This window comes from Phycicoccus flavus (assembly GCF_004025965.2).
Classification (GTDB): domain Bacteria; phylum Actinomycetota; class Actinomycetes; order Actinomycetales; family Dermatophilaceae; genus Phycicoccus; species Phycicoccus flavus.
Map to the genome: position 1 here is coordinate 21,686 of NZ_SAYU02000023.1, position 13,482 is coordinate 35,167.

The 13,482-nt window shown below is 75.9% G+C and carries 13 protein-coding genes; 9 read left to right on the top strand and 4 right to left on the bottom strand.

What is annotated here, in order from left to right:
• Positions 1-68 precede the first annotated feature (68 nt).
• Complete coding sequence (locus tag EPD83_RS08665) at positions 69-953, bottom strand: cyclase family protein (RefSeq protein ID WP_128368477.1); 885 nt, start codon at positions 951-953, stop codon at positions 69-71.
• A 64-nt stretch (positions 954-1,017) separates the two neighbouring features.
• Between EPD83_RS08665 and EPD83_RS08670 the strand changes: the two genes are divergently transcribed.
• Complete coding sequence (locus EPD83_RS08670; protein WP_164896814.1) at positions 1,018-1,668, top strand: TetR/AcrR family transcriptional regulator; 651 nt, start codon at positions 1,018-1,020, stop codon at positions 1,666-1,668.
• On the opposite strand, the gene EPD83_RS08675 is transcribed toward EPD83_RS08670, so the two are convergent.
• On the bottom strand, positions 1,656-2,537 hold the full coding sequence (locus EPD83_RS08675; RefSeq protein ID WP_165566475.1) for an SDR family oxidoreductase: 882 nt from the start codon (positions 2,535-2,537) through the stop codon (positions 1,656-1,658). The genes EPD83_RS08670 and EPD83_RS08675 overlap by 13 nt on opposite strands.
• A 109-nt stretch (positions 2,538-2,646) precedes the next feature.
• Between EPD83_RS08675 and EPD83_RS08680 the strand changes: the two genes are divergently transcribed.
• Positions 2,647-3,204: a helix-turn-helix domain-containing protein gene (locus EPD83_RS08680; protein ID WP_128365857.1), complete on the top strand. Its 558-nt coding sequence runs from the start codon at positions 2,647-2,649 to the stop codon at positions 3,202-3,204.
• 6 nt (positions 3,205-3,210) lie between these two features.
• Here the strand turns inward: EPD83_RS08680 and EPD83_RS08685 are convergent, their stop codons facing one another.
• Positions 3,211-4,707 carry a cryptochrome/photolyase family protein gene (locus EPD83_RS08685; RefSeq protein WP_165566476.1) on the bottom strand — a complete coding sequence of 499 codons (1,497 nt, stop codon included), beginning with the start codon at positions 4,705-4,707 and terminating at the stop codon, positions 3,211-3,213.
• A gap of 85 nt (positions 4,708-4,792) precedes the next feature.
• Positions 4,793-6,049, bottom strand: coding sequence for an NAD(P)/FAD-dependent oxidoreductase (locus EPD83_RS08690; RefSeq protein WP_165566477.1), 1,257 nt, complete (start codon positions 6,047-6,049; stop codon positions 4,793-4,795).
• 144 nt (positions 6,050-6,193) lie between these two features.
• On the opposite strand from EPD83_RS08690, the gene EPD83_RS08695 reads away from it, so the two are divergent.
• The 7 genes from EPD83_RS08695 to EPD83_RS08725 are packed head-to-tail and all read left to right on the top strand — an operon-like array spanning position 6,194 to position 13,459.
• Positions 6,194-7,315 carry a polyprenyl synthetase family protein gene (locus EPD83_RS08695; protein WP_164896190.1) on the top strand — a complete coding sequence of 374 codons (1,122 nt, stop codon included), beginning with the start codon at positions 6,194-6,196 and terminating at the stop codon, positions 7,313-7,315.
• A complete protein-coding gene (gene crtI / locus EPD83_RS08700; RefSeq protein ID WP_235950423.1) occupies positions 7,312-8,817 on the top strand; it encodes a phytoene desaturase family protein in 1,506 nt (501 codons plus the stop codon). Before EPD83_RS08695 ends, crtI begins: the two co-directional genes overlap by 4 nt.
• On the top strand, positions 8,814-10,352 hold the full coding sequence (idi, locus tag EPD83_RS20960) for an isopentenyl-diphosphate Delta-isomerase (RefSeq protein WP_322095775.1): 1,539 nt from the start codon (positions 8,814-8,816) through the stop codon (positions 10,350-10,352). The genes crtI and idi overlap by 4 nt, the downstream gene beginning before the upstream one ends.
• Before the next feature lie 3 nt (positions 10,353-10,355).
• Complete coding sequence (locus EPD83_RS08710; RefSeq protein ID WP_128365861.1) at positions 10,356-10,721, top strand: lycopene cyclase domain-containing protein; 366 nt, start codon at positions 10,356-10,358, stop codon at positions 10,719-10,721.
• Positions 10,714-11,055: a lycopene cyclase domain-containing protein gene (locus EPD83_RS08715; protein ID WP_128365862.1), complete on the top strand. Its 342-nt coding sequence runs from the start codon at positions 10,714-10,716 to the stop codon at positions 11,053-11,055. The genes EPD83_RS08710 and EPD83_RS08715 overlap by 8 nt, the downstream gene beginning before the upstream one ends.
• Positions 11,052-11,810: a class I SAM-dependent methyltransferase gene (locus EPD83_RS08720; protein ID WP_128365863.1), complete on the top strand. Its 759-nt coding sequence runs from the start codon at positions 11,052-11,054 to the stop codon at positions 11,808-11,810. The genes EPD83_RS08715 and EPD83_RS08720 overlap by 4 nt, the downstream gene beginning before the upstream one ends.
• On the top strand, positions 11,807-13,459 hold the full coding sequence (locus EPD83_RS08725; RefSeq protein WP_322095776.1) for an FAD-dependent oxidoreductase: 1,653 nt from the start codon (positions 11,807-11,809) through the stop codon (positions 13,457-13,459). The genes EPD83_RS08720 and EPD83_RS08725 overlap by 4 nt, the downstream gene beginning before the upstream one ends.
• Positions 13,460-13,482: the final 23 nt, after the last annotated feature.

Sequence of the window (13,482 nt, forward strand, 5' to 3'; positions counted from 1 at the left end):
CCTCCGGGCCAACAGGCCCGCGCCGCCCTCTCTTCCCGCGGCTCGGGCGGCCGGTGGCGCCGACACGATCAGAAGACGGCGAGCGGGTTCACCGGCAGCCCGGTGGCCCCGTGGATGCGCGGGGGCGCCACCACGAGCATGAAGGAGGACCGCGAGAGCCGGCCGCAGACCGCCGCCAGGTCCTCGACGCTCGCCCCGTCGACGAGCGGGAGCCCGAGCCGCGCCAGGCCCACGAGGTGCAGCGGCATCGGCATCTCGCCCTCCAGAGGAGGGAAGGCGTCGCCCACGTCACCGGCGAGCAACGCCACGTCGTGCCGGTGCAGCCAGGCGACGGCGTCGAGTGTCAGCCCCGGTGTGGGCTCCTCGGCGTCCCAGGCGAAGGTCCAGCCGCCGCGCAGGACGACCGCGTCCCCCGGCAGGACGGTGACGCCGCCCCGCTCCGCGGCTGCGTCGAGGTCGGTCCCGGTGATGCCGTGGGCGGGCGGCAGCCGGTCACCGGGAGCCAGGTCGAGCAGGACGCCCTTCGTCACGACCCCGTCGCCGAAGGCAGCGGTGGACCCGTGGCGGACCCCACCGGGGTCGACGCACTCGGCGAGGGGGCGACCGGGGTAGACCATGCCGTCGACCGGGATGTGGGCCACGGCGTCCAGGTGGGTGAGCGAGGGGTCGTGCGGGGTGAGGACGAGGGTCTCGGCCATGCCCATCGGCGGCGTCCCCGTGTACAGGAGCGCCTGCTGGACCGCGCTGGACCGCGGCCCGTCCGGCCCGAACGGGCCCCGCGCCGTGGGGGCCGGGGTGACTGCACGTCCCAGGGGGACCACCTCCCCCTCACGGGCCTCGGCCACCCCTCGGGCCCGGACCTCGGCCGTCACGAGGTTGAGGGTGCCGAGCTCGTCGTCCTCGCCCCACCGCCCCCAGTTGGTGGGTAGCTGCTGGTCGGTCCCGTCGGTCATCGAACACTCCGTCCGTCGTCGTTGTCATCCAACCGGATGACTGAGACGACACTACAGTCGACCCATGACCGAGAGCGAACCCGCGCCCGACCGCACCGCAGGCCGTGCGGAGTCACACGAGCCCGTGCGAACCCGCCGGCGCGACCCGGAACGGACGAGGCAGGCCCTGTTGGCCGCGGCGCTCGCCGAGTTCGCCGAGAAGGGGCTGGCCGGCGCCCGGGTCGACGTCATCGCCGAGCGCGCCGGGGTCAACAAGCAGCTCATCAGCTACCACTTCGGCGGCAAGCAGGGCTTGTACGACGCCCTGCTCACCCGCTGGCAGGAGCAGGACGACGCGATCACCGACCCCTCGGTCCCCCTCTCGGAGGTCGCCGTCGCCTACCTTCGCGCCGCCTGCGCCGACCCCGAGCGCGTCCGCTTCTCCGTGCGCGAGGCCCTCGACGGCGACCCGGCGCGCGTCGAGCACGACCCGGACGCCCCCGAGGTGGCGCACGTGCGGGCCCGCCAGGACGCCGGGGAGGTCACCGACCTCCTCGACCCGGCCTTCGTGCTCATGCTCCTGCAGGGCGTGGTCATGTCGGGGACGGTCTTTCCCGTCGAGACCGTGCGCCTCGTGGGGCTGCACCCGGGCAGCCCCGAGCACGAGGCCTTCGTGGCCGAGCAGCTGCGACGGCTGGTCACGCTGCTCGGCCCCGGCTCCCGTCATCCGTCGTAGTGGCCGGCGGCGATGTCCTCGAGCAGGCCCGGCTGCGTCGGCGTCCAGCCGGTGAGGGCGCGGGTGCGCTCGGCGGTGCTCGCGTGGTCCATCGTCTGCATGACGCCGAAGAAGCCGAGCCGCTCCGGCTCCACCGAGGTCACCGGCAGCCCGAGGCGGGCGCCCAGCGCCTCGGCGATGTCCTTGACCGGCACGCCCTCGTCGCCGACGGCGTGCAGCGCGCTGCCCGCCGGGGCGTCCTCGAGGGCCGCCCGGAACAGGCGTCCGGCGTCGCGGACGTGCACGGCGTTCCACCGGTGCGCGCCGTCGCCGACGTACATCGCGGTCCCGGCCTCGCGGAACATCGCGACCAGCTGCGGGAGGAACCCGTGGGCGTCGCCCTCGCCGTGGACCGAGCGGGGCAGCCGCACGACCGAGGGCCGGAAGCCCCGGTCGGCGCCGGCCAGCAGCCGGGCCTCGTTCTCCCCGCGGGCCGCCACCGGGCCCTCGGTGATGGTGTCCTCCTCGGTGGCGGGACGGCCCTGGACCATGGGGATGCCGGAGGCGGCGACCACGGGCGTGCCGGTGCCGTCCAGCCCGGAGACGAGCGCGGCGACGGCCTCGCCCTCGGCCCGGGCGGCGCCGGCGAGGTCGGCGAGGTCCTCGTGCGGGAAGGCGAGGTGGACGACGGCGTCGGCGCGCTCGGCCTCGGCCCGGAGCAGGTCGTGCTCGCGCAGCGAGCCGCGGACGGGGGTGGCGCAGCGGGCCTCGACGGTGGCGGCCGAGGCGTCGGAGCGCGCGAGGCCGCGGACGGTGTGCCCGGCGGCGAGCAGCTCGGGGACGACGGCCGAGGCGACCCAGCCGGAGGCGCCGGTAACGAAGACGTTCATGGGGGTTCTCCTTCGTGGTGACAGATCGTGACATCACCCACGGTACGCCTGATGTCAGTCTCTGTCATCACCTGATGTCAGATCCTGCCGTCGGCTAGGCTCGGACCCCATGGGACGCTGGGCACCGGACGCGCGCGGTCGGCTCGTGCGCGCCGCCCTCGTCCTCGGCGCCGAGCAGGGCTGGGACGCGACGACGGTCGGGGAGATCGCGGCCATGGCGGGCGTCACCGAACGCACCTTCTACCGCCACTTCCGCGACAAGGCCGACGTCCTCTTCCCCGACAACGGCGACCTGCTCGCGATGCTCGCGCAGACCACCCGGGACGCCCGGGCCGACGGCGCGGCGCCCGCCGACGCGGCGCTGGCCGCGGTCCGGGCCCTCGCCGCCCTCGTCATGGAGGAGCCCGAGCGCATCGGCCTGAGCGCCCGGGTCGTCCCCACCTCGCCCGTCCTCGCCGGGCGCGACCTCTACCGCCAGGGGCAGATCGTCGACGCCGTCACCGGGGCGCTCGTCGAGCACGGGGTGGCCGAGCGCGAGGCCCGCCTCGCCGCCGAGGGCGCGCTCGCCGTGTGGCGGGTCGCGCTGCGCGAGTGGTCGCAGGCCCCCGACGAGCGCCCGCTCACCGACGTCGTCGCCTCGCTCGAGGACCACGCGCGGACCGGGTGAGCGGGGTCAGAGGCGGCGCACGACCCGGCGGGAGCGCGTGAGCAGGTCCTCGCGCTTGGCCTCGTCGAAGCCGTCCCAGGTGCGGGTCACCATCCGGCTGCGGGCGTTGCCCTCGAACACCTCGCGGTGGTGGTCGACGAAGCCCCAGTAGAGGGCGTCCCAGTCCTCGCGCCAGTCGCCGGGGCCGAAGTCGGTCATCTTCTTCAGGTAGTTGCTCCCCGAGACGTACGGCTTGGTCGTGATGCCGGTCCCCGCCGCGAACTGCGACATCGCGTAGACGTTCGGCACCATGACCCAGTCGTAGGCGTCGACGAAGAACGCCATGAACCACTCGTAGACCTCGTCGGGGTCGGTGCGCAGCAGGCACATCGCGTTGCCCAGCACCATGAGCCGCTCGATGTGGTGGGCGTACCCGCGCTCGATGACGCCGGCGACGACGTGGTCGACCGGGTCCAGGCCGGTCGACGCGTCCCACCAGCCGTCGGCCAGGGACCGGGTGTGCCGCAGGTGGTTCGAGGTCCGCATGCGCCGGCCGTACAGGTGGTAGGTGGCCCGCATGTACTCGCGCCAGCCGATGACCTGCCTTACGAAGCCCTCGAGCGAGGCCAGCGGCACGTCCCGCTCGTCGGCGGCGTCGAGCACCGCGTCCAGCACCTCCTGCGGCGTGAGCAGCCCGCAGTTGAGCGGCGGGGTGATGACGGCGTGGAAGACGAACGGGTGCTCGGTGGCGACGGCGTCCTCGTACGGCCCGAACTGCTCCAGCCGCTCCTCGACGAACTCGCGCAGGCAGGCCCGTGCCTGCTCGTGGGTCACCGGCCAGTCGAAGGTGTCGGCCCGGCCGGGGGCGTCCGGGAACGCCTCCCCGACCCAGGCGATGGCCTCGTCGACCTCGGGCAGCCGCTCCACCGGCTCCCGCCGCGGCACGTCGTGGCCCTTCGGCAGCTTCTTGCGGTTGTCCTCGTCGAAGGACCACTGCCCGCCCACCGGCCGGTCGTGGCCCTTGCCCTCGACGAGGACGTCCAGCCGCTGCCGCTGCCACTCGTAGAACGAGGCCATCCTGGCCCGGTGCGAGTCGAACCACTCGGTGAGCTGCGGCCGCGTCGTGAGGAAGCACGGTGTCTCCTCGACGTCCTCGGGCGCGAGGTCGACCTTCGCGTCGTGGAAGGCGCGGCGGACGTCGCGCAGCAGCCAGTCGTCGACGACGTCGTGCAGGCGGACCTCGTCCGGGTCGGCATCGGCGAGGTACTCGGTGAGCCGGGTGCGGGTCTTGCGGCGGGTGTCGGTCTCGATGACGTCGACGTCGAAGCCCTTCTCGCGCAGCCGGTCCGCGAAGAGCCGCATCGACGCCCGGTGCAGCACGAGCTTCTGGGCGTGGAACGGCTGGTGCCGGAAGAGCAGGTCGTCCTCGACGAGGACGAACCGGGTGCCCTGGGGCTCCTCGAGCAGCGACTCGAACAGCTGGTGCGGGAAGACGAGGCGCAGCCGGCGGGTGGATCGGGGCACGTCCTCGACCGTAGCCGCCGGGGCGGCGAGCGGTGGCGGCCCGCCCGCCGGTGTCGAAGGTCGGCGTCCAGGACGGCCGCCGGGGTCAGGACGCCCGCAGGGCCTCCAGGACCGCGCCCGCCACCCGCTGCCCCGAGACCAGCGCCCCCTGGATCGACGCGGTGTCGCGGTGGTCGCCCGCGACGTAGACGCCCTCGGCGACCCGCGCCGGCGAGGTGACCCGCAGCGGCGCCGGCTGGGCGGGCAGCGCGTCCCACACGTCGTCGCGCCGGATCGTGTGCCAGCCCGCCGTCGAGGTGCCGAACACCTCGCCGGCCTGGCGGCGCACGTCGTCCTCGGACGGGTCGTCGTCCGGGCCGAGCAGGGTGGTGACCTCGAGGAGGTGACGGCCCGGCGGGGCGTAGGACGGCACGGCGTTGCTGACGACGGCGGCGTTGACCATCGGCCCGCGGCGGCGGCCGTCGACGACGACGAGGTCGGAGTCCGTCGGCGCCTCGTCGGCGGCGAACCACCAGGTCCGTAGGCCCCGGGTGGTCGGCGCGGGCACGTCCGGGAGCAGGTGCCCGACGGTCTCGGGCCCGACGGCGACGACGACCGCGCGGGCGGTGAGCGAGGTCCCGTCGGCGCAGACCACGACCGGCTCCGCGCCCGCCTGCACGCCGATGACCGGGTTCGCCAGCCGCAGGTCCGGCGGCAGGGCGCGGCGCCGCGAGCGGTCGGCGATCCACTCCGGCAGCGCCTGGATCCCGCGGGCCGGCAGCCCGGGCACCCCGAGGGCGAACATCCGCACGAGCAGCCGGACGTAGGCCTCGGAGGTCTCCCCACGGTCCTCGGCGACGACCCCGGCGAGGAAGGGCTCGACGACCTCGGTGCGCAGCGGGCCGGACACCCCGGCGGCGTCGAGACCCTCGCGCAGAGGGCGGTCGGGGCCGCGGACGACCGAGCGGGGGGCGGTGAGCGCCGGCGCCGCCCAGCGGCCCAGCGCCGCGAGCCCCGACGGGGAGAGCAGACCGCTGCGCAGGGTGGCCGCGATGCCGCCCGGCCGGCGCAGCGGGTGCGCCAGCGTCGCCAGCCCGGTCTCGCGGCGCACGAGCAGCCCGGCGCCGAAGGACCGCAGCGCCAGGTCGGCGACGTCGACGAAGCGCCGCACCGCGGGGTAGGCCGGGTTGAGCACCTGGAAGCCGCGGTCCAGCAGGTAGCCGTCGACCTCGTCGGTGCGCTGCCGACCACCGACGACGCCCTCGCTCTCGACGTGCACGACGTGGCGTCCGGCCTCGGCCAGACGGTCCGCGCACCGCAGTCCCGCGAGCCCGGCCCCGACGACGACGACGTCCGCATCCATGCCCCGACCCTACGGTCGCGGGGGCCTCCCGGGGCCGCCCAACGCTGTCGAGGGTCGGGGGCCGCTGTCGAGGGTCCGGGTGCCGGAGTGGGACCCTTTGGTTGAATCGAGTCCCCGGCCCCGACGGAAATGAACGGGTGGTCCATGAGTGCCGAGGCCGTTCCCGACGTCACCGACGTCGCGGCAGCCGACGACGCCGCGGTGGTCGACGACGTGCTGAGCGAGGTCCACGCCGAGCTCTCCCGCACGCTCGACGGTCTCCGCGCCGCCCTGCGGTCGGCGGCCGGCCAGGACGGCCCGCTGCGCCCGGGTGCCCTGCACGTCGACCTCGTCGCCGAGCTCGGTCGGCGACTAGCCGGGCCCGGCAAGCGGGTGCGTCCGCGGCTGGCCCATCGCGGCTGGCTGCTCGCGGGCGGCGAGGACGCCACCCGGCCCGGCCTGCTCCGGGTCGCCGCCGCCCTCGAGCTGCTGCACCTCTTCGGCCTCGTGCAGGACGACGTCATGGACCGCTCGGACACCCGGCGCGGCACCCCGACGGTGCACGTCGAGGCCTCGCGCCGGCACACCGCGCACGACGGGCTCGGCGACCCGGTGCTCTTCGGCGACAGCGTCGCCGTGCTGCTCGGCGACCTCGCCCTGGCCGAGGCCGCGGCGCTCGTCGCCGGCTGCCCGCCCGAGGTGCGGCACGTCTGGCGGGTCATGACCGCCGAGCTCGTCGAGGGGCAGCTGCTCGACGTCACGCACACCGCCGACCGCCGCCGCGACCTCGCCACCTCGCGCCGGATCGCCCGCTTCAAGAGCGGGCGGTACACGATCACCCGGCCGCTGCAGCTCGGCGCGCTCGTCGCCGGGGCGGACGCGGCGCTCGTCGACCGGCTCGGCACCTGGGGCGACCTCGTCGGCGACGCCTTCGCCCTGCGCGACGACGTGCTCGGCGTCTGGGGCGACCCCGAGGTCACCGGCAAGCCCGCCGGGGACGACCTGCGCTCCGGCAAGCCGACGGTGCTGCTCGTCTGGGCCGCCGAGGCACTCCCCGACGCCGACCGCCACCTGCTCGACGCCTGCGACGCCGGCGGGCTCGACCCGGCGGGGACGCTCGCCCTGCAGCACGCCATGGAGCGGGCCGGGGTGCGGCAGCGTGCCGAGGACGAGATCCGCCGGCTCACCACCCGCGCCGACCGCATCGTCCCCCGGCTGACCACCGATCCCGACGCCGCGCAGGCACTGCGCGAGGTCGTCCGCTCCGTCGCCTGGAGGTCCTCGTGAAGGTCGTCGTCGTCGGAGCCGGCCTGTCCGGGCTCGCGGCCGCCTGCCACCTCACCGCCGCCGGGCACGACGTCACCGTCCTGGAGCGCGAGGACGTCGTCGGCGGCCGGGCGGGCACGCTGCGGCTCGGCGACTTCCGCTTCGACCCCGGCCCCGTCGTCATGACCATGCCCGAGCTGCTCGCCGCCCCGATCCGCGCGGTCGGCGGCGACCCCGAGGCGCTCGTCCCCATGGAGCGGCTCGACCCCGCCTACCGGGCGGTCTACCCCGACGGCAGCGAGCTGTCCGTCCGCGCCGACATGGGCGACCTGCGCGAGGAGATCGCGCGGCTCTGCGGTCCCGCCGACGCCGCCGGCTTCGACCGCTTCCTCGACTGGCTGCAGGAGATGTACGACGTCGAGTTCGACACCTTCATCGACGCCAACTACGGCTCGGTGCTCGACCTCGTCCGCTCGCCCGGGACCGCCGCCCGGCTGCTGCGGCTCGGCGGGCTCGGGGCCCTCGGGCCGAAGGTCGCCTCGTTCTTCGAGGACGACCGCCTGCACCGCATCTTCTCCTTCCAGTCCCTCTACGCCGGGGTCGCGCCGGCCAAGGCGCGGGCCGTCTTCGCCGTCATCACGTACATGGACACCGTGCGCGGCGTCTTCTACCCGACCGGCGGGATGCACCGGGTGCCGGTGGGGATGGCGCACGCGCTCACCGACGCCGGGGGCACCGTCCACCTCGGGGTCGAGGTGACCGAGGTCCTGCGCCGCGGCGACGGGGCGGTGGCCGGCGTCGCCACCGCGGACGGCGACCGGCTGGCCGCCGACGCCGTCGTCTGCACCCTCGACCTGCCGGTCGCCTACGACCGGCTGCTGCCCGGCGTCCCCGGCCCGCGGTCGACCCGCCGCGGCGAGTTCTCGCCGTCGGCGGTCGTCTGGCACGTCGGCGCCACCGGCCGGCCGGGACCGCACCTGCGCCACCACAACATCCACTTCGGCGACGCCTGGGACGGCGCCTTCGAGGCGCTCGTCGACCGCCGCGAGCTCATGCCCGACCCCTCCCGGCTCGTCACCGTGCCGACGGTCAGCGACCCGACGGCGGCGCCGGACGGCTCGAGCGCCCTCTACGTCCTGGAGCCGGTGCCGCACCTGGGCTCGCGGCTGGACTGGCAGCGCGAGGCCGGGCCGATGCGCGAGCGGCTGCACGCCTTCCTCGAGGCCGGGGGCTACCCCACCGACGTCGTCGAGGAGCGGCTCGTGACCCCGCCGGACTGGGCGGCCGCGGGCATGCACCTCGGCACGCCGTTCGCGATGGCGCACACCTTCGGGCAGTCCGGGCCGTTCCGGCCGAGCAACGTCGACCGGCGGGTGCCGGGGCTCGTGTTCGCCGGGTCGGGGACGACGCCGGGCGTCGGCGTCCCGATGGTCCTCGTCAGCGGCAGGCTCGCCGCCGAGCGGGTGCAGGAGTACGCCGGGGCCGCCCGCCCCCGGACCCGACCCGCCGGGGTGGCGCGGTGACGGCCCCCGAGGCCGCCCTGCTCGCCGCCGGCTACACCCGCTGCGCCGAGCTGACCCGCGAGCACGGCACGACGTACTTCTGGGGCGCCCGGCTGCTGCCCGCCGAGCGCCGGCGGCACGTCCACGCCGTCTACGCCCTGGCCCGGCTGGCCGACGACATCGTCGACCTCGCCGGTGACGAGCCGGTGGCGACGACGTCCGCGCGGCTGGACCGCTTCGAGGCGTCCTTCTGGTCGGCGCTGCACAGCGGGCACTCCACCGACCCCGTCCTCGCCGCGGTCGTCACGAGCGTGCGCGAGTGCGGCATCCCCGACGAGTGCTTCGCCCGCTTCTTCGGCGCCATGCGCACCGACCTCACCCGGACGACGTACGAGACGTGGGAGGACCTGCTCGGCTACATGGACGGCAGCGCCGCCGTCATCGGCGAGATGATGCTGCCCGTCCTCGAGCCCGGCGCCGAGGTCCGGCAGCCGGCCCGGGCCCTCGGCCTGGCGTTCCAGCTGACGAACTTCCTCCGCGACGTCGGCGAGGACCTGGACCGCGGGCGCGTCTACGTCCCCCAGGAGGACCTGCGCCGGTTCGGGGCCGACCCCGCCGCACGGACGGCGACGCCGGAGTGGCAGCGGCTCATGGCCTTCGAGATCGCCCGCAACCGGCGGCTGTACCGCGAGGCCGACGCCGGGCTGTCCGCGCTGCCCCCGGCCTCCCGCCGCTGCGTCGCCACGGCCCGCGTCCTCTACGCCCGCATCCTCGAGCGCATCGAGGACGCCGGGTACGACGTCTTCGCCACCCGCGTGCGCGTCTCCACCCCGGCCAAGGTCGCGCTCAGCGCCCGGATGGTCCTCTCCCGCGACCCGGTGCGGCTCGTCCGGCGCGACCGGGCCGCCGCCCGCCCGGACGAGGCCTGGGTCGCCGACCACGACGTCGTCCTCCTCGACGACGCCGGCCGCGCCGTCGGCACCGCCCCGAAGTCGACCGTGCACCACGACGCGACACCGCTGCACCTCGGCTTCTCCTGCTACGTCGTCGACGACGACGGGCGGCTGCTCGTCACCACCCGCGCGGCGGACAAGCCGAGCTTCCCCGGCGTCGTCACGAACAGCGTGTGCGGGCACCCCCGCCCCGGCGAGCCGCTCGAGGACGCCGTCCGGCGCCGTGTGCGCGACGAGCTCGGGGTCGAGGTCGGCCCGGTCCGTCTCGTCCTGCCCGACTTCCGCTACCGGGCGGTCCAGGGCGGGCTCGTCGAGCACGAGCTGTGCCCCGTCCTCGTGGCGCGGGCGACCGACACCGCCCTCGTCCCCGACCCGGCCGAGGTGGACGACGCGCACTGGGAGCCGTGGTCGGGGTTCGCCGCCGACGTGCTGGCGGGCCGCCGCGCCGTGTCGCCCTGGTGCGCGGCGCAGGTGCCGTTGCTCGCCGGGCTCGGCCCCGACCCGTCGGGCTGGCCGGAGGGCTCGCCGGACGCGCTGCCCCCGGCCGCGCGGGTCGACGCGCCCGCCGCGGGCGTCCGGGCCGACGACGCCGAGGTGGTCTGAGGGATGCCGGACCGGTACCAGTACCTGCTGCTCATGGCCGGGTGCCTGGCGGTGACGCTGCCCCTGGAGTGGGCCTTCCGGGCCCGGGTCTACCGGCGGCCGCGACGCCTGCTGCTCGCGCTGGCACCGGTGCTCGTCGTCTTCGTCGCCTGGGACGTGCTCGGCATCGTCCGCGGCCACTGGACCTACAGCGAGCGGTACACCACCGGCATCCTCCTGCCGCTGGACGTCCCCCTGGAGGAGCTCGTCTTCTTCGTCGTCGTGCCCGTCTGCGGGCTGCTGACCTACGAGTCGGTCGGCACCGTCCTGGGCTGGGTGCGGTCCCGGTCGCGCGGCGGCGAGCGGGCGCAGGAGCGCGCCGATGCCTGAGTACACCGTGCTCGCCGTGCTGTCGGTGCTGCTCGTCCTGGCCGTCGAGCGGCTGTGGCTGCGCACCGGCGTGCTGCGGACGGCGCAGTTCTGGCTGGCCATGGCCATCGTCGGGGCCTTCCAGGTCCTCGTCGACGGGTGGCTGACCAAGCTGTCGGCGCCGATCGTCCTCTACGACGAGGCGCAGACCCTGGGCGTGCGCGCCCCCTGGGACATCCCGGTCGAGGACTTCCTCTTCGGCTGGAGCATGGTGACCCTGACGATCATCGGCTGGGCGGCACTCGGCCGCCGGCAGGAGCCCCGGCGGCAGCCGCGGAAGGACGAGGCGAGATGACCCCCACCCAGGACTGGACGCTGGCGGAGGCCTTCGACCGCGCGGCGCCGACCTACGACGCGATGGTCGCGCTCTCCCCCGGCTACCACGACCAGCTGCGGACGGCCGCCGACGCGCTCGTCGCCGCGATGGCCCCCGCGGCCGGCTCGGCCGAGGCGGGGCGGCCGGTCGTCGTCCTCGACCTCGGCTGCGGCTCGGGGGCCTCGACGCACGCCGTGCTCCAGGCCTGGTCGGCCGCGGGCCACGACCCCGCCCGGCTGGACGTCACGGGCGTCGACGCCTCCGAGGGCATGGTCGCCGAGGCCCGCCCGAAGCGCTGGGGCCCGGGCGTCTCGTTCGAGGTCGCCGACGCGGTCACCCACCTGCGCGGGCTGCCGGACGACTCGGTCGACGGCGTGCTCGGGGCCTACCTGCTGCGCAACGTGCCCGACCGGGAGGCGCTGGTCCGCGAGGTCGCCCGCGTGCTGCGGCCGGGCGGGGCGTTCGTCGTCCACGACTACTCCGTCGCGGGCAGCGCCCGGGCCCGGGCGATCTGGGCGGCGGTGTGCCACGGCATCATCATCCCGCTGGCCGCGGTGAAGCGCTCCGACGTCCCGCTGCACCGCTACCTCTACACGAGCGTGCGCGACTTCGACTCCGTCGCCCTGGTCTGCCACCGCCTGCAGGAGGCCGGGCTCGTCGGCGTCCGGCACCGCAGCTACCCCGGCTGGCAGGACGGCGTCGTGCACACCGTCGTCGGGAGCGCCCCCGCGTGACGCCGCTGCTGCCCGTGGGGCGCCGCTCGACGTTCCGCCCGGGCCGGGACCCCCGGGCCGAGTTCCACCCGCCGCCCGCGCCGGCACGGCCGGACCGTCCCGCCCCACCGGGCGACCGGCACGTCGTCGTGGCCGGGGCCGGGATCGCCGGGCTGACCGCCGCGCTGGCGCTCGCCGAGCGGGGGGTGCGGGTCACCGTGCTCGAGGCGTCCGGGCGGCTCGGCGGCCGGGTCGCGTCCTGGCCGGTCACCCTGCCGGACGGCAGCCCGAGCCACATGAGCCGCGGCTTCCACGCCTTCTTCCGGCAGTACTACAACCTGCGCGCCGTGCTCCGCCGCACCGACCCGACGCTGGAGCGGCTGCGCCCGCTGGCCGACTACCCCCTGGTGCGCGCCGGCGGCGGCGCGGACTCGTTCGCCGGCATCCCCCGCACGCCGCCGTGGAACCTCGCGGCCTTCGTCGCCCGCAGCCCCAGCTTCGACCGGCGCGGCCTGGCCGGGGTCGACGTCGAGGCCGCGCTCGGCCTGCTCGACGTCCGCTTTCCCGACACCGTGCGGGCACTGGACGGGGTGAGCGCCGCCGAGGTACTGGACCGGCTGCGCTTCCCGGAGACCGCCCGCCACCTCGCCCTCGAGGTCTTCGCGCGCTCGTTCTTCGCCGACCCGCGCGAGTTCTCCGGCGGCGAGCTCGTCGCGATGTTCCACACCTACTTCGTCGGCTCCGCCGAGGGGCTGCTGTTCGACGTGCCGCGCGACGACTACGACCGCACCCTGTGGGAGCCGCTCGGGCGGCACCTGCACGGGCTCGGGGTCGACGTGCGGGTGGGCCGGTCGGTGACGACCGTGCTCGACGGCCGCGACCGCGGGCTCGCCGTCCACCACCGGCACACCGGCGGCGACCCCCACGGCGAGGTGCTCGACGCCGACGCCGTCGTCCTCGCCCTCGACCCCGTCGGGCTGTGCGAGGTCGCCGCCTCCTCCCCCGGCCTCGGCGGCCCCGGCGACGCCGGGCGCGCCTGGCGCACGGCCGTCGCCGGGGTGCGGTCGGCTCCGCCGTTCGCGGTGTGGCGGCTCTGGCTGGACGGGCCCGTCGACGCCGACCGGCCGCCGTTCCTCGGCACGAGCGGGTACGGCCCGCTGGACAACGTCTCGGTCCTGGAGCGGTTCGAGGACCACGCCGCCGCGTGGTCGCGCGCCCACGGCGGGTCGGTCGTCGAGCTGCACGCCTACGCCGTCGACCAGGACCCGGACGAGGAGGCGCTGCGGGCGCGGCTGCTCGAGGCCCTGCACGAGGTCTACCCGGAGACCGTCGGGCTCCGCACGGTGCACGAGGAGTGGCTGCTGCGGGCCGACTGCGTGCTCGTCGGGCTGGAGCCGCACGACTCCCGGCCCGGTGTCGTCACCCCCGACCCGCGGCTGGTCCTGGCCGGCGACACCATCCGCTCCGACCTGCCCGTCGCCCTCATGGAGCGCGCCGCGACCACCGGCTGGACCGCCGCCGACCGGCTCCTCACCGGCTGGGGCCTGCCCGGCCACGGCGTGTGGTCGGTCCCCACCGGCCCCCGCCTCGGCCGCCTGCCCGCCCTCGCCCGCCGCGGCCTGCGCGCCACCCACCCTCGCCCCCGTCCCCGTCGCAACTTTCTCGCCTGATCCCGGAACCTTCGGGTCCGCGT